Source organism: Xanthobacter aminoxidans, assembly GCF_043193615.1.
Taxonomy (GTDB): Bacteria; Pseudomonadota; Alphaproteobacteria; order Rhizobiales; family Xanthobacteraceae; genus Xanthobacter; species Xanthobacter aminoxidans.
Genome location: NZ_JBAFUS010000004.1, coordinates 266,920 through 292,728, shown reverse-complemented (window position 1 = coordinate 292,728; position 25,809 = coordinate 266,920). Strand labels below are relative to the sequence as shown.

The window sequence follows — 25,809 nt, the reverse complement described above, 5'->3', positions numbered from 1 at the left end:
ACATACCTCGTAGGGCAGAACGGGGAGAACCACTGGATGTTGGGGGAGAACGTAGGTAGCCCCTCCCCTCCCCGTCAAGGCGGCTTCACGCGCCCTTGACGCCGTGGGAGGCGAAAGGCGGGGACGGAACACCAAGCTTCGTCAGCGCCGCGGCGAGCCGGGAGGGAATGAGCGGCACCACAAGCGGCCCCGCCGTATAGATCAGGCGCGCTTCCACCGGCCGCCCGCCGAACGCCTGCGACAGAATGGCGCCATAGACGGCGAGCTGGGAAACATAGCTTTCGCCGGCCTCCGCGGGGTCCGAAGGCGGTACCCGGTCCGTCTTGAAGTCGGCCACGAGGATGCGGTCGGGCAACACCACCAGCCGGTCGATGCGGCCGTTGACGGCGAACACCTCCCCGCCTCCGCCCGTGATGCGCCCGATCACCGGCACCTCGGCCCGGCTTCCGGCGCCGAACAGCTCCGCGAGGGGCGCATGGCCGAGCACGCCGAGCGCCTCGGCGAGAATCGCCCGGTGCGCCGCCTCGTCCACCCCGTCCGCCGCGTGGCGCAGCAGGCGCAGGCCCGCCGCCTCCCGCTCGGCCGCCGCCACCTCCGGCAGGCCGGCCAGCAGCCTGTGGACCAGATCGCCGCGCAGGAGGGGAGACAGCGCACTCTCGGGCAGCGGCGCGGGCGCCGCCGGCCGTTCGGGTCGGGGGTCCGTTCCGTCGAGGCCGGAGGGACGCAGGCGGCGCAAGGTGGGTTCGGGCGGCGGGGGATTCGGAAACGAAAGCGCCTCCCCCTCCTCGACCATTGCCGCCACCGCGGCACCACCGCCCGCCACCTTCAGCCCCGGCCCCCTGCGCCAGCGCAGCACCTCACCCTCGAAGCCCAGCGCCGGGCCCGCGTCGGCGTCCGGCTCCAGCGCCGCGCGGGCGAGGTCGTACCAGCAGCCCTCGGGCCGGGCGTGGGGCTTGTCCTTGGCCGGCGCGCGGGTCTCGGCGCCGCAGATGACGAGCGCGTCCTCGGCGCGGGTCAGCGCCACGTAGAACAGCCGGCGATATTCCTCCAGCTCGCGGGCGGCGGCGGCGGCGCGGGCGGTGGCGAGCACCTCCGGGTCTTCCGCCTTGCGCGGCGCCAGCACCGGCACCCCCGCACCCGGCAAGGTGAGCAGACCACCGGCGATGCGCGGGCGCGGCATGTCCACCGTGTCGGCGAGGATGACGAGGGGCGCCTCCAGCCCTTTCGCGCCATGGGCGGTCATCACCCGCACCTCGTCGCGCCCGCTCTCCATGTCGCGCTTGGTCTCGGCCCCGCCGCGCCGCAGAAACGCGAGGAAGCCGGCAAGGCTCGCGGGTTCCGCGCCCTCATAGGTGCGGGCCAGCGCCATGAACTCGTCCAGCACGTCCGCCGCCTCGGGGCCGAGCCGCACCAGCATGGCCCGCCGTCCGCCGTCGCGGCCGAGGACGCGGCCGTAGAAATCGAACGGCCGCAGCCCCTCCGCCTCGCCCTGCCAGCCGGCGAGGCGCGCGGCGGCGGCGCGGTGGCGCGGATCGTCTGACGTGGAGAGGACGGAGGCCAGTGTTCCCTTGCGCTGCGGGCACAGGGCCATGAGGTCGTCGTCGGCGAAGCCGAACAGAGGGCTTTTCAGTACGGCCGCGAGCGAAAGATCGTCGTGCGGCGAGAGCAGCGCGTCGCCCAGTGCCATCAGATCGAGGGCGGCGATGTGCTCCGGCACCACCAGCCGGTCGGCGCCGGCCACCTGCACGCGCGGGTCCTTCAGTTCCTTCAGCGCGCGGATGACGGCCTCGAACACCCGCCCGCGCCGGCGCACCAGCACCAGCACGTCGCCGGCCCGCATGGGCCGCCCGTCGCGGGAGGGGATGGCGAGGCCGTTGGCGATGCCCGCCTGGATGAAGCTCGCGATGCGCGCGGCGAGCCGGCTGACGGGATCGTCGGTGGGCACCTCGTCCAGCGGCCGGCGCCAGTTGTCCGGCTCGGGATGGGGCTCGGGAACGGTGGTGGGCCAGATCTCCACCAAGGCCGGCGCATCGGCGCGGATGGCGGCGTGGACGGGGCCCACCCCATCGAGGGTCAGCCCCGCATGGGCCACCTCGCTCTTGAAGATGGCATCCACCGCCTCCAGCACGCCCGGCGCGGAGCGGAAGGAGTGAGGCAGTTCCACCCGGCGGAACGCCTCGTCCCCCACCTTGCGCGCAAAGGTCGAGCGCATGGCGCCGAAAGCGCGCGGATCGGCGCCCTGAAAGGAGAAGATGGACTGCTTCTCGTCGCCCACCACGAAGATGGTGCGGGTCACGCCCGCCCGCGCGCCCTCACCGGAGAAGAAGTCGGAGGCGAGGCCCTCCACCACCTTCCACTGCTCGGGGCTCGTATCCTGCGCCTCGTCCACGAGGATGTGGTCGATGCCCTGGTCGAGCTTGAACTGCACGAAGGTCGGCTGCTCGGCGAGCATGGCCGCGGCCTTGGTGATGAGGTCGTCGAAGTCGAGCAGGCCCCGCGCCGCCTTCGCGGTCTCGTAGGCCTGGCAGGCCGCCGCGCCGAGGGTGAGGGCCGCGCCGGTGCGCTCCAGCGTCCAGGCGGCCTTCAGGCGATCGTCGAGGCCGGCGAGGCGGTCGCGCTCGGCGGTGAAGCGGGCGAGCAGGTCCGGCTCGCGCGTGCCCATGCCCTTGGTGAGCAGGTTCTTGTCGGAGCGCGGGCCATCCGAGCCGAAGAACACGCCGCGATAGGCCACGAGCGCAGAGGCGTCGTCTTCTGCCGCAGCGGCGGCGGCGAGGTCGTCGGCGCGCTTGCGGTCGGTGGCCTTGTCTGAGGTGGCGAGCGTCGCCGCGACGCTCTCCCATTCGGAGCGAGGCAGATGCGGGCTCGCCAGCATCTCGGTTTCCACGTCTGCCACGGTCAGCCCCGCCGGCAGCCCCAGCGCCCGCGCCACGGCCGCCCGGCGGGCGGCGGGCGTGTCGCCCAGGGGCAGGATGCGCGCGCGCAGCGCCACCGCCGCCTCGATGAGGCCGGTGAGGCCGCTGTCGGACATCTCCTCCGTGAGCCGCGCCAGCGCCTCGCCGGTGGGAGAGGCGGGGGCGAGACTCGCGGAAACCACCAGATCGGCGCGGATGCGGGCCATCAATTCGCGCCGGGCCACCTCGTCCAGCTCGCGGAAGCCCGCCGCCACGTCCGCCTCGAACGGGAAGCGGTGCAGAAGGCCGCCGCAGAAGGCGTGGATGGTCTGGATCTTCAGCCCGCCCGGCGTCTCCAGCGCTGCCGCGAACAGCCGGCGCGCGCGGGCGCGCAGGGCTTCATCCGGCGCCTCGCCCACCGTCTCGGCGATGGCGGCATCGAGCGCGGCATCGTCCATGCGCGCCCAGCAGCCGAGGATGGCGAGCACGCGGTTCGCCATGTTGGCCGCCGCCGCCTTGGTATAGGTGAGGCACAGGATGCGCCCCGGCGGCGTGCCGGCGAGCAGCAGCCGGATGACGCGGCGGGCGAGCACATGGGTCTTGCCCGAGCCGGCATTGGCCGAGACCCAGGCAGAAACGGCGGGGTGAGAGGCCTCCGACTGGCGGCGGGTGGCCTCGGACTTGGCGCTGCTCTCGAGGCTCGCGCTCATTCGCTTTCCTCCCCGGCCAGCGCCCATTCGCGCACGCGGGCGAGGTGGTCATAATCGCCATAGCGGCCGGACCATTGCGGCGCGGCGAGCGAGCGATAGCCCTGCGCCACATTCTCGAACGCCTTCAGCAGGCTTTCGAGGCCGGCGAGGGCATCCTCGGCGAGGTCGTGGGTGGAGCGGTCCTTCACCTTCACCGGCTTCTCCGCGCCGCCGTCGGCCCCGCCCTTCAGCTCCACATAGGTGAGTTCCTCCACCGGCGCCCCCGGCACCCCCTCGAAGCCGCCACGCCGGGCCATGGCCGCTTCCAGCGGCAATTGGGGGGAGAGGGAGGCGGCCTGCTTCGCGCTCGGTGCGGTGCCGGTCTTGTAGTCGATGATGGCGAGCGTCCCGTCGCGCTTGATCTCGATGCGGTCGGCGCGGCCGGTGAGGCGGAAGGTGGAGGCGGCGAGCGGGATTTCGAGGCTCCCCTTCGTCTCGGCGACGATGCGGTCCAGATGCGCCCGCCGCTCGCGCTCGAAGGCGACGAGGAAGGCCGCCGCCCGCTCGAACCGCGCCCACCACAGGGCATGTTCCGCAGGGAACGCCTTCAGCGGCGCGAAGGCGCGGGCGCCCTCCTCGATCAGCCGCGCCAGCGCGTCGGGCGGCAGGTCGTCGGGGAAGTCGGTGGTGAAACGGCCCACGGCCTCGTGCAGCGCGCTGCCCCGCTCGGCGCCGCCCGGCGGTGCGTCGAGGTCGTCCAGCGGGGACAGGCCGAGCACGTGCCGGGCATAGATGGAATAGGGATCGCGCAGGAAGGTCTCGATCTCCGTCACCGAGAGCCGGCGCGGGCGCAGCTCCAGCGGCGGGGCGGGCGCGGGCCGGGTCGCGCGGGGCACGGCGGGCGCCTCATCCAAACGGCGGGCGGCGCGGACGAAGCGGGCGCCCCGCGCGCGGGCGGCGTTCCACTCGGCCTCCCCGGCCACGGTCTTCAGCCGCTGCACGAAGCGCGAGGGCACGCTCTGGGTGCCGCCCACCTTGGCGGCGAAGCTCAGCACCAGTTCGCGCGCGCCGAAGCCCTGCGCGAAATCGTGGGCGGACAGGCCGATGCGCCGCTCCGGCAGGTCGAGGCCCAGTTGCGCCCGCATGGGGCGGCTCAGCCACGGGTCGGTCTCGGGAATGGTCGGCCAGGAGCCCTCCACCAGACCGCCCAGCACCATGCGGTCCACATGGACGAGGCGCGCTTCCAGCGGGCCGAGGATGCGGATGCGCGCATGGGGCTCGGCGCGCGGGCGGACCATGGTGTCGGAGAAGAGCGCGCCCGCCGCATCCGCATAGGAGGCGAGGTCGAGGGCCGGGCCGTCGCCGGCGGCGCTCTTCAGCGTGTCGAAGGTGCGGGCGAGGGCCGCCTCCGCCGCATCCTCGGCCTCGGGATCGAGCCGGCCGGCGGCGGCCTCCACCGCAGCGCGATGGGCGGCGACGAGTTCGGCGAGGGGAACGGCACCGTGGCGGTCGCCCAGCGCCAGCAGCGAGCCGAGCGCGCCCTCCAGCCGCCGCACCAGATCACGCGCGGCGGCGATGGCCGCACCATCGATGCGGCTGCGCGGATCGGAGCGGCGGTAGCCTTCGGGATCATGCGCATCCAGCGCGGCGGAGAGGCCGGCGAGGCCAGCGGCGGGGCGGGGACCGCGCAGGGCGGCCAGTTCCAAAGCCGCCACCGCTTCGGCCTTCGCGTCCGCATCGAGGCCGAAGCGCGCCAGCGGGTGGGTGAGGAGCGCAAACAGCGGCACCGGCGCCAGCCCTTCCGCCGCCGCCGTCACCAACAATCCGGCGAGGCGCCCGGCGGGGGCGTCGGCCAGCGGCGTTCCGGCGGAATCGTCCAGCGCCACGCCGAAGCGCGCCATCTCCGCCGCCACCCGCCGCGCAAGGTCGCGATCCGGGGTGACGAGGGCCGCCGTCTCGCCCGGCCGCTCCAGGCTGTCGCGCAGCAGGAGCGCGACGCTCAGCGCCTCGGCGCGGGGATCGTCCGCCTCCACCACGCTGATGCCGGCCATGGCGGCGGCAAGGTCATCCGCCGGCAGGCGCGCGGGCAGCGTCGCCCAGAGGTCGGTCATCTCGGCCTGCCGCAGCGCCTCGCCCATCAGCCGCTCACGGCCGAAGGGAGCCGACGGGGCCAGCGGGATCACCTCCCCCCGCTCTACACCGAGGGTGCCGAGAAGGCGGGCGAGGCCGTATTGCGGATGGTCGGGCGCGCCGAGCACGGGATCGGCGAGCCGGTCGAAGGACGGCGCATCGAGATCGAGGTCCAGCCCCGGCAGCACCACGGCGCCATGGGGCAGGCTGGCGATCGCCTTCAGGAGGCGCGCGGTGGCCGGCATGGAGCCGGTGGAGCCGGCGGCGATCACCGGCCCGGCGGCCGTGCCGAGCGCCGTGAGGCGGCGCGCCTCGGCATCCACCAGCGCATCGCGACGGGCGGCGGGCTCCACCAGCCCCTCCTCCGCCAGATAGGCGGAGAAGGCGCGCCGGGCGATGCGGACGAAATCCAGCCCCACCTTGAAATAGCGGTCCAGCTCGTCCGGCACGAGCCCGTCCATCCGCTCGACGCCGAGGCCGGCGGTGGTGAGATCGTCGAACAGGGAGCCCAGCGCATCGGCGAGGGCAAAGGTGGAGGCGGTGCCGGCGGCGACCGCCTCCCGCTCCACCGCCTTGGACAGCGTATCGCGCCAGTGCGCGACCAGCCGCGCCAGCACCAGCCGGCGGTGGACCGGGGCGATGGCGTGGGGCGCGGCCAGCACCGGCGCGTCTTCCGAGAAGGCGAGCGCGTCCTCGTCCACGTCGCCCAGGGGCACGATGCGCGGCAGCAGCAGCGCCGTTCCGCCCGACGCCTCCAGCAGCGCCTCGGCGAACAGCCGCCCGGCGCGGCGGGTGGGCAGAAAGACGGTGGCACCGGCCAGCGCGAGCGGATCGTGACGCGGCGCGAAGCCTTCCACCAGCGCGCCGTCGAGCAGCGCCCGCGCGAGCACCGGCAGGAAGGGCGCGGAGGGCGGAATGGTCAGCACGCGCGGCACGGCTTCACTCCTCGTCCCGCCAGAGGAAGACCCTCAATCGCTCGACCGCTCGATGGCCTCCTCGGCCAAGGCGATGGCGTCGGGCGTGCCCACATGCATCCAGATGCCGTCCAGCCGCAAGCCGAACAGCCGCTCCGCCGCCGCCGCGCGGTCGAACACGCGGTTCAAGGAGAAAGCGCCCTCCGGCGTGCCCTCGAACAGCTCCGGCTTCAGGATGGCGGCGCCGGCATAGACGAAGGGGGCGATGGTGCGCTCGCCCCGGCGCTCCAGCCGGCCGAGCTTGTCCATCTGGAAATCGCCCAGGCCGTCATAGCCGATGGAATGAGCGGCGGAGGCGAGCAGCAGCAGCGCATCCATCCGCTCGGGATCGAACTGCTCCATGAGCCGCACGAGGTTCGGCCGCGCGCCCTCGATCCAGATCGTGTCGGAATTGATGGCGAGGAAGGGCGTGTCGCCGATCAGCGGCAGCGCCTTGCGCACGCCGCCGCCGGTCTCGAGCAGCAGGCCGCGCTCGTCGGAGACGAGGATGTCGGGTGCGCCCGCGCGGGCCTTGAGGTGCGCCTCCAGCAGATCGGCATGGTGGTGCACATTGACGATGGCGCGGGGAATGCCGGCGGCGGCCACGCGGTCAAGCACATGGTCCACCAGTGCGCGACCGTCCACCTCCACCAGCGGCTTGGGGCGGGTGTCGGTGAGGGGGCGCATCCGCGTGCCGAGGCCGGCAGCGAGCACCATGGCGGTATCAACCCGGACGGATCCGGCGGCGGGCGCGTCAAGCAGCGTGTCGGGGGCAGCGGTCACGCGGAGAGGTCCTTCGATGGCAGCACCGCCTCATACCACATGCGCAGCGATCCCAGCTCCTCATGGGCGAGGCAGCGGGCGAGATAGCGCCGGATGCGCGGCAGGTGCCGGAGATAATGCGGCTTGCCGTCGCGATCGTTGAGGCGGGTAAAGATGCCGAGGATCTTGCTGGCCCGCTGGGCGCCCATCAGCGCGTAGGTGCGGGCGAAGCCGCGGGGATCGAAGGTGGGGTCCGCCTCGCGGCGCATCGCCACGTAGCGGCGCACGAGTTCGAGCTCCAGCTCCTCCGGTACGTCCACGCGCGCATCCTGCGCCAGCGACACCACGTCGTAGGCCGCCGGCCCCATCACCGCGTCCTGGAAGTCGATGAGGCCGATGCGGCGCAGCCCCTCCCGCTGGGGCAGCCAGATGAGGTTGGGGGAGTGGTAGTCGCGCAGCACCCAGGTGGGCGGCTCGGCCATGGCCGGGTTGAGCGCGCTGCGCCACAGCAGGCGGAATTCCTCGCGCACCACCCCGTCGAGCCGGATGCCGCGGGACGGCAGGTACCAGTCCAGCATCAGGTCGATTTCGGTGAGCATGGCGGCGACGTCGTAGGACGGCAGCGCCCGCTCCACCCGGGGCGCGATGTTCAAAGTGCGCGGCAGCGGCCGGCTGTGCAGGGTGGCGAGCACTTCCACCGCGAGGCGATAGCGCTCCGGCACCGGGGCGGGCGGGGTGCCGGCCACCACGAATTCCGGGCCGAGGTCTTCCAGCACGAGGATGCCGGCTTCCAGATCCGCCGAATAGATCAGCGGCGCGGACAGGCCCTGCGCCAGCAGCGCCCGGTCCATGGCGACGAACGGCTTCACGTCCTCCGCCAGATGCACGAGCTGGCTGTAGGGCAGGCCGCGCTTCAGCGGCGGTCCGTCCGGCTGGCGCGGCGCGTTCATGACGATGGCGGAGCGATCGCCCAGCACGAGGCGGCTGTAGGAGCGGGCGGAGGCGTCGCCCTGCAGGAAGCGGTGCGCCGCCTCGGCAAAGCCACTCTGCTCGATGAGCGACTGGGCGATCATCAGCCGGTCGAGCCGCGCCCCGAACTTGCCATAGCCGGTGACGATGGCGATGCGCGCCTCCGGGCCGAGATCGGCCGCGTCCCGCGTGCCGGCGGCAAGATAGAGCGCCACATCGAGGCGGTCGGCCGGCAGGCGCTCCTCGGCGCGCTCGGGCCATTCCACCATGAGGAGCGCGTTCTCGCGCATCTCGTCCCAGCCGAGCTCGTCCAGCTCGTCCGGCTCCTGGATGCGGTAGAGGTCGGCGTGCACCACCCGGCCGCGGGGAAAGTCGTAGGTGATGAGGATCGGGAAGGTGGGGCTCGGCACGTCCACGGCGGGATCGTCGGCGAAGGCGCGGATGAGCGCGCGGGCCAGCTCCGTCTTGCCGGCGCCGAGGTCGCCGGTGAGGGTGATGGTGTCCTTGCCCCCGAACCAGCTGGCGATGAGCGAAGCGAGACGGCTGGTGGCGGCGAGGTCCTTCAGCACCACGCGGCAGGCCACCGGCTGACCTTCAAGGCGTTCCAGCACGATGCTCATTCGGCAGCCTCCCGCCGGCGCTCGCCTTCGAGCGGGAAGATGCAGGTGGCGAGGGTGCCGCGCGTCGCGGACGCCGGCCCCACCGTGACCGAGCCGCCATGCAGGCTCACGAACGAGCGCACGATGGCAAGGCCGAGGCCCACCCCGCGATGGCGCGGGCCGGCGCTGCGGCTCTCGAAGCGATCGAACAGCGTCTCCTTCACCTCCGCCGGCACGCCCGGCCCCTCGTCGCGCACGGTGAACACCAGCGCCCCGTCGCGCCGCGCGGCGCCGAGCGTCACGGTGGCGCCCTCGGGCGAGACGGCGATGGCGTTGGACAGGAGATTGAACAGGATCTGCCGCAGCCGCCGCGCATCGGCGACGAAGACGCCGGCGGCGGGATCGATGTTCACGGCGAGGGAAAGCCGCGCCTCGTCCACGCTGTCGCGCACCGCCTCGGCGACCGAGAGCACCAGCTCGCGCACGTCCACCTCGGTGAGGTCCAGCTCCATGGCGCCGGCATCGATGGTGGCGAGGTCGAGGATGTCGTCGATGAGGGCGCGCAGCAGGTCCGAGGACTGGCGCATGTGGTCGAGATAGTCGCGCTGGCGGTCGTTGAGCGGGCCGGCCAGGCCCTCGCGCAGCATGTCGGCATAGCCCATCAGGGTATTGAGGGGCGTGCGCAGGTGATAGGAGACGTGGCCGACGAAGGCGTTCTTCAGCTTGTCCGCCGCCTCCAGCGCCTCGGCGCGCTCGGTCAGCGCCCGCTCCACCTTCACGCTGTCGGTGACATCGCGGAACGTCACCATGGTGCCGCCGTCCGGCAGCGGCTGGGTGGCGCCGTCGAGCACGCGGCCGTCCGGCCGCTCGATGCGCAGCGTCATGACCTCGCGCGGGCCGATGGCCGTCACCGCCTGGCGGATGCGGGAGAAGGCGGCCGTCTCGCCATAGAGCGGACGGCACATGGCGGCCACTGCGTCCACATGGGGCTTGTCGCCCATGGCCTGGGCATCGAGGGACCAGAGCGCGAGGAAGGCCTGATTGTAGAGATTGAGCCGCCCGTCGGCGCCGAACACCGCCACCGCCTCGGCGAGCCCGTCCAGCGTCTCGCCCTGGATGCGGATGAGGCTGTTGTAGCGGCTCTCCAGCGCCAGATGTTCGGACAAATCGTCGAACAGATAGGTGATGCCGCCCTCGGCATTGGGCGTGATGACCACGCGCAGCATCTGCCCGCCGGGCAGGTGCCACCAGTCGTTCACCGGCTCGATGGCGCGATAGGCCTCGCGCAATTGCGCCCGCCACGCGCGGAAATCCGCCTGCTCGGGCACCTTGCGGCGGCGGCGCAGGTCTTCGAGGATTTCGTTTTCCGGCGGGCGCTGGTCGAGGAGACCGGGGGCGAGGTCGAACAGGCGCTCGTAGGCCGCATTGTGGAACACGAGGCGCTCGTCGGCGCCGAAGATGGCCACGGCGGTGGTGAGCTGGTCCAGCGTGCGCTGGTGGGCGGCGACCGTGCGGGCGGTCTCGGCCTTCGCCACATCCTCGCCGGTCACGTCGATGGCGATGCCGGCGGTGCCGAAGGGGCCGGCCACCTCCACCACGTCCATCTGCCGCCGCTGGCCACTCGCCACCGCCTTCACCCGCTGGCGGAAGGTGCCGGCTGCCCCCTCTGCGGTGAGCGCGGCGCTGCGGATGCGGGTGTCGAGCAGATCGAGGCCGGCGGCGCGCGCCTCGGCGGCCGAAGGCGCCCCCACCGCGGTGGCGAAGGCGGGATTCACATAGACCAGCGTGCCATCCGGCCGGCGCAGCCAGGCCGGCGCCGCGGCGGCATCGAGGGCGGCGGCGAGGCCATGGGCCATCCGCTCCGCCTCGGCGAAATCGACGGCATCGGCTTTTGCGGCGGTATCCACGGCATCGGCCGGACGCAGGAGCAGCACGCCCGCGCCGCCGAGGCTATGGCCTTCCAGCCGCGCGGGACCGGCCGGGGTGTCCACCAGCTGAGAAACGGTGCCGTCTTCCCGGCGCAACTGCTCCAGCGCGCGGTCGAGGGCTGCGGAGGCGGCGCCGAGGCTGGCGCGGAAAGCTTCCGGCGTCGCGCCGTGCACATCCACCGGCAGGGTGCGACCGCTCCAGGTCATAAAAGCGGGCGCGCCGGCGGTGAGGAGGGAGCGCGCGGCATGGGCTTCCGCCCGGGCCCGGGCGGCGGCGGCGCCGGCATCGCGGGCCTCGGCCTCGGCCTTGTCCATGCGCGCGCCGAGATCGGCGGCCACCCGGCGGGACCTCAGGGCCACGAGGCCGACGACGGCGCAGGCGGACAGAGCGATGACCGGCCACAGCGCTTCGGCCGCGCCCATGGCGATGCTCCAGCCGTCGGCGGAGGCCGGGGTGCCGGCAAGAGCGGTGGTGGCGAGGAGAAAGGAGCCGAACAGCGCGGTCCGGGTGCCGACGCAGAAATTCGCGCATCCCCTCGCCGGGGCCGGCCCCAGCCTGCGCCCGCGCGCCGGACGCCGCGCGCCGCTCCTCCGGATGCGCTCCGCCATTCGCCCCGGTGTCCTTCCCCTGCCCTGCGGCTGCCGCAGCCTCTCTGCGGCGCGCCGCGAATCACTTGCGAAGGATAACGGAGCGTTTACCAGCATTGAAAGGGCAGACCGCCGCCGGCCCACAGCCGGCAAACCAGCGCAGCCCTACACGTAGGCGACGGCCTCGATGCGCCAGCCGTCCGGGTCCATGAGGAATGAGGCGTAATAGCCGGGGCCGTACTGGGGCCGCAGACCCGGCGCGCCGTAGTCCGTTCCGCCGGTGGCGAGGCCCGCCGCATGGAAAGCCTCCACCGCCGCCCGGTCCGCCGCGCAGAAGGCGATATGGGTGCCCGGCGGCGGCGTCACCGGCCCTTCGCGCAACTGCACCCAGAAGGGCGCGGCGCCCGGCACGCCCTCCGGTGCCGGCAGGGTACCCGGCGGCCCCCAGCAGGCGGAAGCGCCCTCCGGCTCGTCATAGTCGGCCACCCGCACGAGGCCGAGGGGCGCCAGCACCGCATCGTAGAAGCGCACCGCGCGGGCAAGGTCCACGGTGGTGACGGAGAGATGCTCGATGACGGGGCGGACGGGCGTGAACGTCATGCTTCAGCTCCTGCTTACGCCCGCGCCCTCGGATGGGCAGCGCGCCAGGCGTTCATGAGGGCGGCGGCATCGACCTGCGTATAGATCTGCGTGGTGGAGAGCGAGGCGTGGCCGAGCAGTTCCTGGATCGCCCTGAGATCACCGCCCCGCGAGAGGAGGTGAGTGGCGAAGGAATGGCGCAAGGCGTGGGGCGTCGCGCTGTCGGGAAGGCCCAGCGCGCCGCGCATCCGCTCCACCGCCAATTGCACGATGCGCGGCGAGAGCGGCCCACCCCGCGCCCCCCGGAACAGCGGCTTGTCCGGCGCCAGAGGATAAGGACAGAGACCGCGATAGGCATCCACCGCCGCGAGCACCGGCGCGATCAACGGCACCATGCGCGTCTTGTTGCCCTTCCCCGTCACCGTGATCTGCGTCGTGCCGGGCGACATCATCCCCGCCGAGAGGCCCAGCGCCTCCGAGATGCGCAGGCCCGCCCCGTAGAGCAGGGCGATCACTGCCGCGTCGCGCGCCAGCACCCACGCCTCGCGTGCCTCGCCGGCACGGGTGTCGGGATCAGCCAGCGCGCGGGCGGCGGCGACGGAGACGGGCTTGGGCAGGCCCTTCGGCACCTTGGGCGCGCGCACCGCCGTGAGCGCGCCGACCTTGCCCTGCCCTTCCCGCTCCAGATGCCGGCCGAAGGAGCGTGCGGCGGCGAGCAGGCGCACCAACGTGCGCGGCGCCACGCCCTCGGCGCGGCGGGAGGCGAGCACGGCCCGCACGTCCGCCGGTGTCAGCGCGGCGAGATCGGGAAGCGTCGGGCGCTTGCCGAGATGGTCGGTGAGCCTGACGAGCACCACCGAAAGATCGCGCGCATAGGCCTCCAGCGTCTTGGCCGAGAGCCGCCGCTCGTGGGCAAGGCGCGCCAGCCAGCCCTCGACGGCGACCGCCACATCCGGCGCGGCGGCACTGGCGAGGCCGTGGGCGGCGCGGGCGGCGCGATCCTGATCTGACATGGCCATTGAGGAAGACTCCGGCGATCGGGCCGATCCTGCAAGCGCGGGCCTTCAGAAAGGCTGAACGGATTTTTCGGAGGAGCCTCTTGTCATCCAGATATATCGAACGATATAACCATCGTCGCTATATCTAACGACATATCTAAGGAGACTTCCGAATGTTCGGATGCAAACGAGACTGGCGGGACGCCCGCCGTGGCCGCGGCTTTGGCGGCGAAATGGGCGGCGACTTTGGTGGACGCGCGTTCGGCGAGCATGAGTTCGCGGGGCGCGGCGGCCACGGCCATGGTCCAGGCGAGTTCGGCGGCCATCGCGGCGGCGGCGGACCTGGGGGACCTGGCGGACGCGGTGGGCGCGGGGGCGGCGACATGTTCCGCATCGGCCGCATGCTGGCCCAAGGCGACCTCAAGCTTCTGGCCCTGTCGCTCATCGCCGAGCAGCCGCGCCACGGCTACGAGATCATCAAGCTGATCGAGGAGAAGACCGCCGGTTGGTATTCGCCGAGCCCGGGCGTGGTCTATCCCACCCTCACCTTCCTGGAAGAGGCGGGCTATGTCACCGCCGAGGCGGACGGCTCGAAGAAGCGCTACGCCATCACCGAGGAGGGCAAGGCCTACCTCGCCGAGAACCGCGACTTCGCCGACGCCATCATCGGCCGGCTGTCCGAGATCGGCCTCAAGATGGGTCGCGTGAAGAAGTGGATGGGCTGGAGCGAGAGCGGCCCGAGCCACGGCGCCGAGCTGCCCCGCCTGGTGGAAGCCGCGCTGGAAAACCTGCGCGATGTTTCCCGCGAGAAGCTGGAGCAGAACCGGGGTGCCGAGACGCGGATCGTCGAGATCCTCGCCCGCGTGGCCAACGACATCCGCGAGGCGTGAGCCCTGCGGCGCGCGGCGGGCGCACGAACGCGCCCGCCGTCGGCTGCGACTATATGATGTTTTAAACATCACTAATAATGCTTGATCGCTTAATAGACCGGGTGTAAGCAGCACAAATCACGCTAAACGCCTGCCGTCAGCGATCATGATCACAGCTGCCCAGCTCCGTGCCGCCCGCGCCATCCTCGGCCTCGACCAGCGCGCCCTTGCCGGCCTGTGCGGCCTCTCGCTCCCCACCATCCAGCGCATGGAAGCCAGCGACGGCGTGATCCGCGGCAACGTGGATTCGCTGATGAAGCTGGTGGGGGCGCTGGATGCCGCCGGCGTCGATCTCATCGGCGAAGGCGTGGTGAGCGACAGCGGCGGACGCGGCGTGCGCCTCAAGACGCCGGCCCCCCGGCCATCGGGGGACTGAGATGGCTCTCGCTCCCACAATCCAGCTTCTCGCCGCCCTTTCCGCGGTGGCCGCGCTGCTCGTGCTGGCGGTGGCCGGTGCCGTGCTCGCGCGCGGACCTCTCGGACGCCCCGTGGTCTATGGCGGCGCGCTGGCAGTGACGCTCCTTGCCGCCGTCTCGGCCCTCACCGCCATCCCGGCGCCCACGGGCGGGCTGGTGCTGCCGCTGGGCATTCCGTGGATCGGCGCCAATCTCCGGCTTGATGCGCTCTCCGCCGTCTTCCTCGTCGTGGTGAACCTCGGCGGAGCGGCGGCGAGCCTCTACGGCCTCGGCTACGGCCGGCATGACCATGCGCCCGAGCGGGTGCTGCCCTTCTTCCCCGCCTTCCTCGCCGGCATGAACCTGGTGCCGCTGGCGGCGGACGCCTACACCTTCCTGCTGGCGTGGGAATTCATGTCGCTCGCCTCCTGGGCGCTGGTGATCTCCCACGACAAGGAGGCCGGCAATGTGCAGGCGGGCCTCGTCTATATCCTCATGGCCTCGTTCGGCACGCTGGCGCTGATGCTGGCCTTCGGCCTGCTGGCGGCGGGCGGCGGGGGCTTCACTTTCGAAGCCATGCGCGCCGCGCCGCCCACCGGCTGGGCCGGGGCAATCGTGCTGGTGCTCGCGCTGCTCGGCGCCGGCTCCAAGGCCGGCCTCGTGCCGCTGCACGTCTGGCTGCCGCTGGCACACCCCGCCGCGCCGAGCCACGTCTCCGCGCTCATGAGCGGGGTGATGACGAAGGTGGCCGTCTACGGCTTCATCCGCATCGTGTTCGATCTCGCCGGCCCGCCGGACTGGTGGTGGGGCATTCCGGTGATCGTCGCGGGCGCCATTGCCGGCGTCGTCGGCGTGCTGCAGGCGCTGCTGCAGAGCGATACCAAGCGCGTGCTGGCCTTCTCCACCATCGAGAACATCGGCCTCATCTTCGTCGGCCTCGGCCTCGCCCTCGCCTTCAAGGCTTCGGGCTTCGGCGGGGCGGCGGCGCTGGCTTTCACCGCGGCGCTGTTCCACGTGTTCAACCACGCGGCCATGAAGAGCCTCCTCTTCTTCGGCGCCGGCGCGGTGCTCACCGCCACCGGGTCGCGGGTGATGGACCGCCTCGGCGGGCTCATCCACCGCATGCCCGTGACATCGGTGGTCATGCTGATCGGCGCGGCGGCCATCTCGGCTTTGCCGCCGCTGAACGGCTTCGCCTCCGAATGGCTGGTGTTCCAGGCGATCCTGCTCAGCCCAGAACTGCCGGCCTGGGGCCTAAAACTCTCCGTCCCGGCGGCGGGCGCCCTGCTGGCGCTGGCGGCGGCGCTGGCGGCGGCCTGCTTCGTGCGGCTCTACGGTATCGTCTTCCTCGGCCGGCCGCGCAGCGAACAGGCGGCGAATGCGCATGAGGTGGACGCCTTCTCCCGCGCGGCGATGATCGCGCTCGCCGCCATCTGCGTCGCCGCCGGCCTGTTCCCCGGCCTCGTCATCGACGCGCTCCAGCCGGCGGTGACGGCGCTCATCGGCGTGAAGATGCCGGCGCAGAGCGAAGTGGCGTGGCTCTCCATCGTGCCGGTGGCGGAAAGTCGCTCGTCCTATAACGGCCTCCTCGTCTTCCTCTTCATCGCTTCCTCGGCGCTGCTCACCGCCTTCATCATCCACCGGCTCGCCACCGGCGCGGTGCGCCGCGCGCCGCCGTGGGACTGCGGCTTTCCCAATGCCGATCCGGTGACACAATATTCCGCCGGCTCCTTCGCCCAGCCCATCCGCCGGGTGTTCGCCCGCACCCTGTTCGCCGCCCGCGAACGGGTGGAGATGCCGCCGCCCGGCTCGCTCGCCCCGGCGCGCATCGAGATCACCGCCCGCGATCCCGCCTGGGCCTTCCTGTTCCTGCCCCTGGCGGGGCTGGTGGAACGCATCGCGACGCGGGCCAACCGCCTGCAATATCTCACCATCCGCCAGTATCTGGCGCTGGTGTTCGGCGCTCTCGTCCTCCTGCTGCTGGTGCTGGCGCTATGGACCTGATGGCGAACCTCCAGATCGCGAACCTTCTGGTGCAGGGCACCCAGATGCTGCTGGTGCTGGCGCTGGCACCGCTGCTCACCGGCCTCGTGCGGAAGGTGAAGGCGCGCCTCACCCGGCGGCGCGGCGCCTCCGTGTTCCAGCCCTATCGCGACCTCGCGCGGCTCCTGAACAAGGAGGCGGTGCTGGCCCACAACGCCTCCTGGCTGTTCCGCGCCGTGCCCTACCTCCTGTTCGCGGCAACCTGGGTGGCGGCGGCGCTGGTGCCCACCTTCGGCACCGGGCTCATCTTCTCCTGGTCGGCAGACCTCATCGTCATCACCGCGCTGCTCGGCTCGGCCCGCTTCTTCCTCGCGCTGGCGGGGATGGATGTGGGCACCAGCTTCGGCGGCATCGGATCGAGCCGGGAGGTGATGATCTCGTCGCTGGCCGAGCCGGCGATGATCATGATCGTCTTCTCCCTCGCCCTCGTCGCCCATTCCACCCAGCTCTCCACCATCGCCTCGGTGATGGTCGCGGGCGTCGGCCTGCGCGTGTCGCTGGCGCTGGCGCTGGTTGCATTGGCCATCGTCGCGGTGGCGGAGAACGGGCGCATCCCGGTGGACAATCCCGCCACCCATCTGGAATTGACCATGGTGCACGAGGCCATGGTGCTGGAATATTCCGGCCGCCACCTCGCGCTCATCGAACTGGCCGCGCAGCTGAAGCTGCTGCTCTTCATCTCCCTCGTCGCCTGCGTGTTCGTGCCGTGGGGGCTGGCGCCGGCCGGTGCCGGGGCGGGCGCGGTGGTGCTGGGCATGGCGAGCTATGGCGCAAAGCTCGCGGCGGGTGCGGTGCTGCTCGCGGTGTTCGAGACGTCGATTGCCAAGATGCGGGTGTTCCGCGTGCCGGACTTCCTCGGCGCCGCGCTCATGCTGGGGCTGCTCGGCACCCTGCTCCTCTTCGTGTCGAGGATCCTGTGATGGACCGCACGCTGGAAATCGCGCACGGAACGCCGCTGGACGCCGCCCTCTCGGCGAGCCTCGTGTTCGACGTGGCCCACCTGTTCGCCGGGGCGCTGGTGCTCATCAGCTTCCTGATGCTCTATCAGGACCGGCTCTATGCCCTCCTGAAAGTGTTCGCACTTCAGGCGGTGGTGCTCTCCCTCTCCGTCGGCTGGCAGGCGCTGGCGCAGGATGCGCCGCACCTTTATGTCACCGCCGCCATCGCCCTGGTCTTCAAGGCGGTGGTGATCCCGCTGGCGCTGGCGCGCATGGTGAAGCGCCTCGGCATCCACCGGCAGGTGGAGACGGTGGTCTCCATCGGCCCCACCATGCTGGCCGGCATCGCCCTCGTGGCGCTCTCCCTCGTCGTCATGCTGAAGGCCACCGCCGCCGTGGGCGGCGCCGCCGATGCGCTGGCGCGGGAGGATCTCGCCTTCGCCCTTTCCGTGGTGCTGCTGGGCCTCCTGATGATGGTCACGCGGCGCAATGCCGTCAGCCAGGTCATCGGCTTCATGTCGCTGGAGAACGGGCTCATTCTCGCCGCCACCGGTGCCAAGGGGATGCCGCTGGTGGTGGAGATTTCCGTCGCCTTCTCGGTGCTCATCGCCCTCATCGTCATCGGCATCTTCCTGTTCCGCATCCGCGAGCGGTTCGACACCGTGGACGTGGACGCCCTCGACCGCTTCCGGGGAGGGCGCGCATGAGCTTGTTCTCCGATCCCGCCCCCTTGCTGGTGGCCGTGCCGGCGGCGAGCGCGGTGCTGCTGGCGCTGATGCCGTCCTATCGCGTGGGCGCGCTCGTCAACGTCGCCGCCTGCGGCCTCACCTTCGCGCTGGCGCTGCTTCTGTTCGGCGCGCCGCGGATCGCGGGGCCGTTCCTCATCGTGGACGACCTCAACATCGTCTTCGTGGTGCTGAACACCTTCGTCGCCTTCACCACCGCCTGGTTTTCCGCCGGCTACATCGCCCATGAGCTGGAGACGGGGCGGCTGACGCCGCTCAACCTGCGCTTCTACCACGCCATGTATCAGGTGCTGCTCGGCGCCATGACGCTGGCGCTGCTCTCCAACAATCTCGGCGTCATGTGGGTGGCCATCGAGGTGGCAACGCTCACCACCGTGCTCATGGTCGGCCTCTACCGCACCGAGGCGGCCATCGAGGCGGCGTGGAAATATTTCATGCTCGGCTCGGTGGGCATCGCGCTCGCTTTGTTCGGCACCATCCTCGTCTACATGGTGGCGCAGCCGGTGGTGGGCGAAGGCGCGGACGGGATGATCTGGAGCGTGCTGATGAAGCATGCCCACAATTTCGATCCGGCGCTGCTCAACGTCGCCTTCGTCTTCCTGCTGCTCGGCTACGGCACCAAGGTGGGCCTCGCCCCCCTCCATGCCTGGCTGCCGGATGCGCATTCCGAAGGCCCCACCCCCATCTCGGCGGTGCTCTCGGGCCTCCTCCTCAACGTCGCGCTGTTCGCGGTGCTGCGCTTCAAGTCGCTGCTCGCCGCCCATCCCGGCACGCTGGCGCCGGGGCCGCTGATGATGGCCATGGGCCTCGGCTCCCTGCTGCTCGCCGGCTTCATGCTGTACCGGCGGCGCGACATCAAACGCCTGTTCGCCTATTCCTCCATCGAGCACATGGGCATCATCGCATTCGCCTTCGGGCTCGGCGGGCCGCTCGCGAATTTCGCCGGGCTGCTGCACATGACCATGCACAGCCTCACCAAGTCCGCCATCTTCTTCGCCGTGGGCCATGCCTGTCAGGTGAAGGGCACGCAGGAGTTGGCGCAGATCCGCGGCCTCACCACCTCCCACCCGCTGCTGGGCTGGAGCCTCGTCGCCGGCGTCGTCGCCATCGCCGGCCTGCCGCCGGCCGGGGTGTTCATGAGCGAGTTCCTGGTTGTGACGAGCGCCTTCGGCGCCCGGCCGTGGCTGGCGCTGATCCTCGTCCTGGGGCTGCTCATCGCCTTCGGCGCGCTGATGGTGAAGCTCTCGGCCATCGCCTTCGGCGAGCCGAGCCCGGGCACCGATCCGGTGAAGGCGAGTTTCGTGCCCATGGGCGTGCACCTCGCCCTCGTCTTCGCCGCCGGGCTTTACCTGCCGCCGGAACTGGTCGCGTGGTTCCGCCATGTGGCCGCGGTGCTGGGCTAGGAGGGCGGCATGGTCAACCTCTCCGATCTCTTCGCCCGCAACGGCACCATCTGCCGCCCCTGGCCGCGCGTGAGCGTGAACGAGGCGGAATGGACCGGCCTCTGCACGGAGCTGGCCGCCGGCCGGCTCACCCTCTCCGCTTTGTTCGGGGATAGCGGCGCCGTCCACATGGCGCTGCTGGAGGAGGCCACCGGCCGCCTCGCTCTCGCGAGCCTCCCCTGCCCCACCGGCGCTTTCCCATCCGTGGCACGCCACCATCCCCCCGCCGCCCGGCTGGAGCGGACCATCCGCGACCTCTTCGGCCTGACGCCCGTGGGCGCGCCCGATCTGCGCCCGTGGCTGGATCATGCCCGTTGGGGCGTGCGCGCGCCGCTCGGCGCCGCCACGCCCGATGCGGGCGCGGGCGAGGCCTATCCGGTGCTGCCGGTGGAGGGCGAGGGACTGCACCAGATCCCGGTCGGCCCGGTCCATGCCGGCATCATCGAGCCCGGCCATTTCCGCTTCTCCGCCTATGGCGAGACGGTGGTGCGGCTGGAGGAACGCCTCGGCTACGTCCACAAGGGCATGGAAGGCCTCATGGCCGGCCGCGCGCCGGAGGAGGCCGCCCGCATCGCCGGGCGCCATTCGGGCGATGCCACGGTGGCCTATGCGCTTGCCTTCTGCCGCGCCGTGGAAGCCGCGCGCGGCGTCGCGGTGCCGGAGCGCGCCCATGCCTTGCGCGGCCTGATGGCGGAGCTGGAACGCCTCGCCAACCATCTCGGCGACATCGGCGCCATCTGCAACGATGCCGCCTTCGCCATCATGCTGGCCCATTGCGGCGTGCTGCGCGAGCGCGTGCTGCGCGCCTCGGCCCGCGCCTTCGGCCACCGGCTGATGATGGACCGCGTGGTGCCCGGCGGCGTCGCGCAGGACATTCCGGCGGAGGCCATTGCGGGCGTGAAGGCCATGGTGGCCGAGGTGCGCCGCGCCTTCCCCGCCCTCGTCCGCCTCTATGACGAGACCGCCTCGCTGCAGGACCGCACGGTGAGCACCGGCTTCACCAAGCCGGACTATGTGCGCCAGTTCGGCGCCGGCGGGTTCGTCGGCCGCGCCTCGGGCCGCGGCTTCGATGCGCGCCGCGCTCTGCCCTATCCGCCCTACGACCGCCTGCCGTTCGAGGTGCCGGTGCGCTCGGATGGGGACGTGAACGCCCGCGTGTGGGTGCGCATCCGCGAGGTGGAGGAGAGCCTCGGCCTCATCATCCGCCTCCTCGACACACTGCCCAAAGGCGACATCAACGTGCCCGTGTCGGCCGGCGGCGGCGAGGGGGTGGCGCTGGTGGAGAGCTTCCGCGGCGATGTCTTCGCCTTCGTGGCGCTGGAGGGCGACGGGCGCGTGCGCCGGGCGCATCTGCGCGATCCCTCCTGGTTCCAGTGGCCGCTGCTGGAGACCGCCATCGAAGGCAACATCGTCGCCGACTTCCCCCTCTGCAACAAATCCTTCAACTGCTCCTATTCGGGGGTGGACCTCTAAAAGCGTTTTCAAGCGAAGTGGATTCCGGTTCGCTTGAAGAAAACGCGTAAACGCAAGAAGTGAAACGATGCGGAAGCTCCTGCTTCAGGGCCTCCTCAAGGCCCCGCTCACCGAAAAAGGCCCCGACGACGCGGCGGTGGAGGCCCTTGCGCGCGAGCTGGACGCCGCCGCCCGCGCCCGGCTCGGCCGCAGCCTCTCCATCCGCGAGGTGGATGCGGGCTCGTGCAACGGATGCGAGCTGGAAATCCACGCGCTGGGCAACGCCTTCTACGATCTCGACCGCTTCGGCATCCGCTTCGTCGCCTCGCCCCGCCATGCGGACGTGCTGCTGGTGACGGGTCCCGTGGCGAAGAACATGGCCGAGGCGCTGAAGCGCACCTATGACGCGACGCCCGGCCCCAAATGGGTGGTGGCGGCCGGCGACTGCGCCATCAATGGCGGCGTCTTCGCGGGCAGCTATGCGGTGACGGACGGCGCTGCCGCCATCATCCCGGTGGACCTGAAAATCCCCGGCTGCCCGCCGACGCCGGTGGACCTGCTGACGGGGCTGCTGGCGCTGCTGAAGGCGGGGAAGAGATAGGAGCCGGATCGTCCTGCGGTCTCGCGCGCGCCCTCGCATCCCGGCCGACTGCAACGGAGCGCAGCGGAGTGGAAGGAGAGCCGGGATCCAGCGCAAGGGACCGCCGAAGGCGCTTCGCTGTCCAGCCACCGGCAAAGCATTGCCCGCTGCGCGGTTTTCTCCTGGACCCCGGATCGGCGCTCCAGCTGCGCCGTCGCTGGCCCGGGGCGTCCCCACCCACCGACGCCGCAGACCCGGGGGAAACGGGTCTGCGGTCGAAGCGCATGGCTGTCGGCCCTCCGTATTTTTCTTTACTCACGCACACAAAGGAAAAGCCGGGGATGGCCGCTTTTTGAGGCCACCGCGCGCGCCGATGGGACGGTGAAACAAACGCGCGCGGGGCCACGGCCACCCCCGGTGAAGCCCCGGGAGGGGGCAGTCGGTTCGCCGATCAGAAGAAGCCGAGCTTCTTGGGCGAATAGCTGACCAGCAGGTTCTTGGTCTGCTGGTAGTGGTCGAGCATCATCTTGTGGGTTTCGCGGCCGATGCCGGACTGCTTGTAGCCGCCGAAGGCCGCGTGGGCCGGGTAGGCGTGGTAGCAGTTGGTCCACACGCGGCCCGCCTCGATCTCCCGGCCGACGCGGTAGGCGCGCGAGCCGTCGCGGGTCCACACGCCGGCACCGAGGCCGAAGAGGGTGTCGTTGGCGATGTGCAGCGCCTCTTCCTCGTCCTTGAAGGTGGTGACGGAAACCACCGGGCCGAAGATCTCTTCCTGGAAGATGCGCATGTTGTTGGTGCCGAGGAAGACGGTGGGCTTCACGTAGAAGCCGTCCGCAAGATCGCCGTCGAGCATGTTGCGCTCGCCGCCGGCCAGCACCTGGGCCCCCTCGGCCTTGCCGATGTCGATGTAGGACAGGATCTTGTGCATCTGCTCGGACGACGCCTGCGCGCCGAGCATGGTCGCGGGATCGAGGGGCGAGCCCTGCTTGATGGCGGCGACGCGGGCGAGCGCCTTCTCCATGAACCTGTCGAACATGCTCTCCTGCACCAGCGCGCGGCTGGGGCAGGTGCAGACCTCGCCCTGGTTGAGGGCGAACATGACGAAGCCTTCCACCGCCTTGTCGAGGAAGTCGTCGTCGTGGGCCGCCACGTCCTCGAAGAAGATGTTGGGCGACTTGCCGCCCAGCTCCAGCGTCACCGGAATGAGGTTCTGGCTGGCATAGCCCATGATGAGGCGGCCGGTGCCGGTCTCGCCGGTGAAGGCGATCTTGGCGATGCGGGTGGACGCGGCGAGCGGCTTGCCGGCCTCGAGGCCGAAGCCGTTGACGATGTTGAGCACGCCCGGCGGCAGCAGGTCGCCGATGAGTTCGGCCACCAGAAGAATGCTGGCGGGGGTCTGCTCGGCCGGCTTCAGCACCACGCAATTGCCGGCCGCCAGCGCGGGCGCCAGCTTCCACACCGCCATCAGGATGGGGAAGTTCCACGGGATGATCTGTCCGACCACGCCGAGGGGCTCGTGATAATGATAGGCGACGGTGTCGTGGTCGATCTCGGAGAGCGCGCCTTCCTGCGCCCGCACGCAGGCGGCGAAATAGCGGAAATGGTCGATGGCCAGCGGGATGTCGGCGGCCATGGTCTCGCGGATCGGCTTGCCGTTGTCCCAGGTCTCGGCGCGGGCGATCAGCTCGAGATTGGCCTCCATGCGGTCGGCGATCTTGTTGAGCACCAGGGCGCGGTCGGCGGCGGAGGTGCGGCCCCAGGCCTTCTTGGCGGCGTGGGCGGCGTCCAGCGCGCGCTCGATGTCATGCTCGTCGGAGCGGGCGACCTCGCAGATCACCTTGCCGGTGATGGGGGAGGTATTCTCGAAATAGCGGCCGTTCACCGGCTCGACGAAGGCGCCGCCGATGAAGTTGCCATAGCGGGCCTTGAAGGGCGAGGTGTGGGTGCTCGACAGAAAGGCTGGGCTGTTCATTGTTTCCTCCCATTGGTGGTGCCGGAGGATTTGCAGCGGCCGTGCCAGTTCTCGAAGGTGCGCTGCACGCCTTTATTTGCAGTGCGGGAAGATGCTGCGAAAACTTGATTTTGTCCGCGTCAGGAGGACCTACGCAGAACCCCGACTTTACGGCCGGCGAATAGTCGTGCGAGACTGTCGCGCATAAGAACAAGGTGTCGCGACACCTGTCGCAAAATGCGACAGTCGCCGCGGGAAACGTCGCGCTAGGGAAGCGAAACGAGCCGAGGGACGAATGCCTGCGCCATTTCCGCCCCTCTCGCCGGTGCCGCCACCGGACGAGCTGCTCACCGCCCGCCGCCGGTTCTTTTCCGGCGCGCCCGGGGCGGAGCAGGCGCTCGCCCTTCCCATCATCCGCTCCTGGACCCGCTGCGCCGAGCGCGGCCTGCCCGTGGGCGGCCGGCTGAAGGCCGAGCCGCTGACGCAGGGCGAACTCTCCGTCCGCCGCGAGCGGTACGAGGCGCTGCGTCGTCGCTGCCGGCCCGAGCTGGAGGCGCTGCACCTCAGCGCCAGCGCCGCGGGCGGCATCGTCATCCTCACCGATCCCACCGGCCTCGTGCTCGACACCGTGGGCAGCGCCGATTTCGCCGATCGCGCGGCGCAGGTGGCCCTGCGGCCCGGCGTGAGCTGGAGCGAGGCGGACAGCGGCACCAACGCCATCGGCACGGCGCTGATCGAGCGGCGCGGCATCGAGGTGCGCGGCGCCGAGCATTATGCCGAGCCGCACGGCATCCTCACCTGCGCCGCCGCGCCCATCCACGATCCGTTCGGCGAGCTGGTGGGCCTGCTCGACCTCTCCGGCCCCTCCGCCGTGCCGCACCTGCATGCGCTGGCGCTGGTGGAGCTGGCCGTGGGGCAGGTGGAGCACCGCCTGTTCGAAGGCGCCTTCCCCGGCCGGGACGTGGTGCGCTTCCACGCCGACCCCTCCTTCCTCGGCACCGCGCGCGAGGGCGTGCTGGTGTTCGAGGACCATCGGCTCGTGGCCGCCAACCGCCCCGGCCTCGCACTGCTGGGCCTCGGCTGGGATGCCCTGGGCGCGCGGCGCTTCTCCGAACTGTTCGAGGGCAGTCTCGGCCGCCCCGGCGACGCCCGCCGCGCCCGCACGCCCAACGGCGCCGTCATGCTGCGGCTGGAGCGGCAGTCGCCGGCCCCGGTGCGGGCCGCCCCGGCGCCCGTCGCCGCGCCGGCTCCCACCGTAGCCCCCGCCGGCCCCAGCTTCGATGCGGAGACCGAGCAGGCGCTGGGCCGGGCCATTCGCCTGATGAATGCCGGCGTGCCCGTGCTCATCCAGGGCGAGACCGGCTCCGGCAAGGAGGTGTTCGCCCGCCAGATCCACGCCCGCGGCCCGCGCGCGGCCGGCACTTTCGCGGCGGTGAACTGCGCCGCCCTGCCGGAAGGGCTCATCGAATCCGAACTGTTCGGCTATGAGGACGGCGCCTTCACCGGTGCCCGCCGCGCCGGCTTCAAGGGCCTGTTCCGCGAGGCGGACGGCGGCGTGCTGTTCCTCGACGAGATCGGCGACATGCCCCTCGGCCTCCAGAGCCGCCTGTTGCGCGTGCTGCAGGAGCGGGAAGTGACCCCGCTGGGCGGCGGCAAGGCGGTGAAGGTGGATTTCGCCCTCGTCTGCGCCTCCCACCGCGATCTGAAAATGCTAGTGGAGCACGGCAGCTTCCGCGCCGATCTCTATTTCCGCATCGCCCAATACACCGTCACGCTGCCGCCTTTGCGCAGCCTCGCGGACCGGGAAGCGCTGGTGGAGCGCCTGTGGCGCGAGATGGCCGGCCCCGGCCCGGATGCGCCGCGTCTCTCGCCGGACTGCCGCGAGGTGCTGGCGCGCCATACGTGGCCGGGCAATTTCCGCCAGCTCACCGGCGTGCTCAAGGTGCTCCTCGCCCTCGCCGAGCCGGGCGAAACGGTGGGGCCGGAGGCGCTGCCCGCCGACGTCCGCGCAAGCGATCTGCGCAGTCCCGCGCAACCCCCCGCCGCATCAATGCTCCCTGCCTCTCAGGCGGCCGATCCGGCGTCCGGCCTGCCCGGCGATCTCGGCAGCGTCACCCGCGCCGCCATGGATGCCGCCCTGAAGGAATGCGACGGCAACATCTCCCGCGCCGCCCGCCGCCTCGGCATCCACCGCTCCACGCTCCACCGCCACCTCGCCTCACGCGGGCATTGAGCGGCGCGGGCGGG

General features: G+C 71.4%; 18 protein-coding genes. 9 read left to right on the top strand and 9 right to left on the bottom strand.

Annotation, left to right across the window (positions count from 1 at the left end):
- Window positions 1-85: 85 nt before the first annotated feature.
- From addA to V5F74_RS20005, 8 genes are all read right to left on the bottom strand, one after another.
- Complete coding sequence (gene addA, locus V5F74_RS20040; protein WP_394009794.1) at window positions 86-3,601, bottom strand: double-strand break repair helicase AddA; 3,516 nt, start codon at window positions 3,599-3,601, stop codon at window positions 86-88.
- On the bottom strand, window positions 3,598-6,645 hold the full coding sequence (gene addB / locus V5F74_RS20035; protein ID WP_394009793.1) for a double-strand break repair protein AddB: 3,048 nt from the start codon (window positions 6,643-6,645) through the stop codon (window positions 3,598-3,600). The genes addA and addB overlap by 4 nt, the downstream gene beginning before the upstream one ends.
- 33 nt (window positions 6,646-6,678) lie before the next feature.
- Window positions 6,679-7,380, bottom strand: a complete 702-nt coding sequence (locus V5F74_RS20030; RefSeq protein ID WP_029556611.1) for a nucleotidyltransferase family protein — start codon at window positions 7,378-7,380, stop codon at window positions 6,679-6,681.
- 62 nt (window positions 7,381-7,442) lie between these two features.
- On the bottom strand, window positions 7,443-9,014 hold the full coding sequence (tsaE, locus tag V5F74_RS20025; RefSeq protein ID WP_038192879.1) for a tRNA (adenosine(37)-N6)-threonylcarbamoyltransferase complex ATPase subunit type 1 TsaE: 1,572 nt from the start codon (window positions 9,012-9,014) through the stop codon (window positions 7,443-7,445).
- A complete protein-coding gene (locus V5F74_RS20020; RefSeq protein WP_394009792.1) occupies window positions 9,011-11,530 on the bottom strand; it encodes a sensor histidine kinase in 2,520 nt (839 codons plus the stop codon). The genes tsaE and V5F74_RS20020 overlap by 4 nt, the downstream gene beginning before the upstream one ends.
- A gap of 144 nt (window positions 11,531-11,674) precedes the next feature.
- Entirely contained in the window at window positions 11,675-12,109 is a 435-nt protein-coding gene (locus tag V5F74_RS20015) for a VOC family protein (protein ID WP_250164906.1), read from the bottom strand.
- Window positions 12,110-12,123: 14 nt separating this feature from the next.
- The gene (locus V5F74_RS20010; protein WP_394009866.1) at window positions 12,124-13,101 is read right to left on the bottom strand and encodes a tyrosine recombinase XerC; all 978 of its coding nucleotides are present in this window, start codon (window positions 13,099-13,101) and stop codon (window positions 12,124-12,126) included.
- 89 nt (window positions 13,102-13,190) lie between these two features.
- Window positions 13,191-13,412 (bottom strand): hypothetical protein, encoded by a 222-nt coding sequence (locus V5F74_RS20005; RefSeq protein WP_197023084.1) that lies wholly within the window; start codon window positions 13,410-13,412, stop codon window positions 13,191-13,193.
- Here V5F74_RS20005 and V5F74_RS20000 point away from each other — a divergent pair.
- The 8 genes from V5F74_RS20000 to V5F74_RS19965 all read left to right on the top strand — a co-directional run bounded on the left by V5F74_RS20000 (window position 13,320) and on the right by V5F74_RS19965 (window position 21,632).
- Window positions 13,320-13,976 (top strand): PadR family transcriptional regulator, encoded by a 657-nt coding sequence (locus V5F74_RS20000; RefSeq protein ID WP_394009865.1) that lies wholly within the window; start codon window positions 13,320-13,322, stop codon window positions 13,974-13,976. The genes V5F74_RS20005 and V5F74_RS20000 overlap by 93 nt on opposite strands.
- Window positions 13,977-14,121: 145 nt before the next feature.
- Window positions 14,122-14,391, top strand: a complete 270-nt coding sequence (locus tag V5F74_RS19995; RefSeq protein WP_024276957.1) for a helix-turn-helix domain-containing protein — start codon at window positions 14,122-14,124, stop codon at window positions 14,389-14,391.
- A 1-nt stretch (window position 14,392) separates the two neighbouring features.
- Window positions 14,393-16,414: a hydrogenase 4 subunit B gene (gene hyfB / locus V5F74_RS19990; protein WP_029556605.1), complete on the top strand. Its 2,022-nt coding sequence runs from the start codon at window positions 14,393-14,395 to the stop codon at window positions 16,412-16,414.
- The gene (locus V5F74_RS19985) at window positions 16,405-17,373 is read left to right on the top strand and encodes a respiratory chain complex I subunit 1 family protein (protein ID WP_250164902.1); all 969 of its coding nucleotides are present in this window, start codon (window positions 16,405-16,407) and stop codon (window positions 17,371-17,373) included. The genes hyfB and V5F74_RS19985 overlap by 10 nt, the downstream gene beginning before the upstream one ends.
- The gene (locus tag V5F74_RS19980; protein ID WP_394009791.1) at window positions 17,373-18,098 is read left to right on the top strand and encodes a hydrogenase-4 component E; all 726 of its coding nucleotides are present in this window, start codon (window positions 17,373-17,375) and stop codon (window positions 18,096-18,098) included. Before V5F74_RS19985 ends, V5F74_RS19980 begins: the two co-directional genes overlap by 1 nt.
- Window positions 18,095-19,540, top strand: a complete 1,446-nt coding sequence (locus V5F74_RS19975; RefSeq protein ID WP_394009790.1) for a hydrogenase 4 subunit F — start codon at window positions 18,095-18,097, stop codon at window positions 19,538-19,540. The genes V5F74_RS19980 and V5F74_RS19975 overlap by 4 nt, the downstream gene beginning before the upstream one ends.
- A 9-nt stretch (window positions 19,541-19,549) precedes the next feature.
- Window positions 19,550-21,052: a hydrogenase large subunit gene (locus tag V5F74_RS19970; RefSeq protein WP_394009789.1), complete on the top strand. Its 1,503-nt coding sequence runs from the start codon at window positions 19,550-19,552 to the stop codon at window positions 21,050-21,052.
- 67 nt (window positions 21,053-21,119) lie between these two features.
- Entirely contained in the window at window positions 21,120-21,632 is a 513-nt protein-coding gene (locus tag V5F74_RS19965; protein ID WP_029556600.1) for an NADH-quinone oxidoreductase subunit B family protein, read from the top strand.
- Window positions 21,633-22,062: 430 nt separating this feature from the next.
- Here V5F74_RS19965 and adh read toward each other — a convergent pair whose 3' ends face one another.
- Entirely contained in the window at window positions 22,063-23,583 is a 1,521-nt protein-coding gene (gene adh, locus V5F74_RS19960) for an aldehyde dehydrogenase (protein WP_029556599.1), read from the bottom strand.
- A 274-nt stretch (window positions 23,584-23,857) separates the two neighbouring features.
- Between adh and V5F74_RS19955 the strand changes: the two genes are divergently transcribed.
- Entirely contained in the window at window positions 23,858-25,795 is a 1,938-nt protein-coding gene (locus V5F74_RS19955) for a sigma-54-dependent Fis family transcriptional regulator (protein WP_051678942.1), read from the top strand.
- Window positions 25,796-25,809 lie beyond the last annotated feature (14 nt).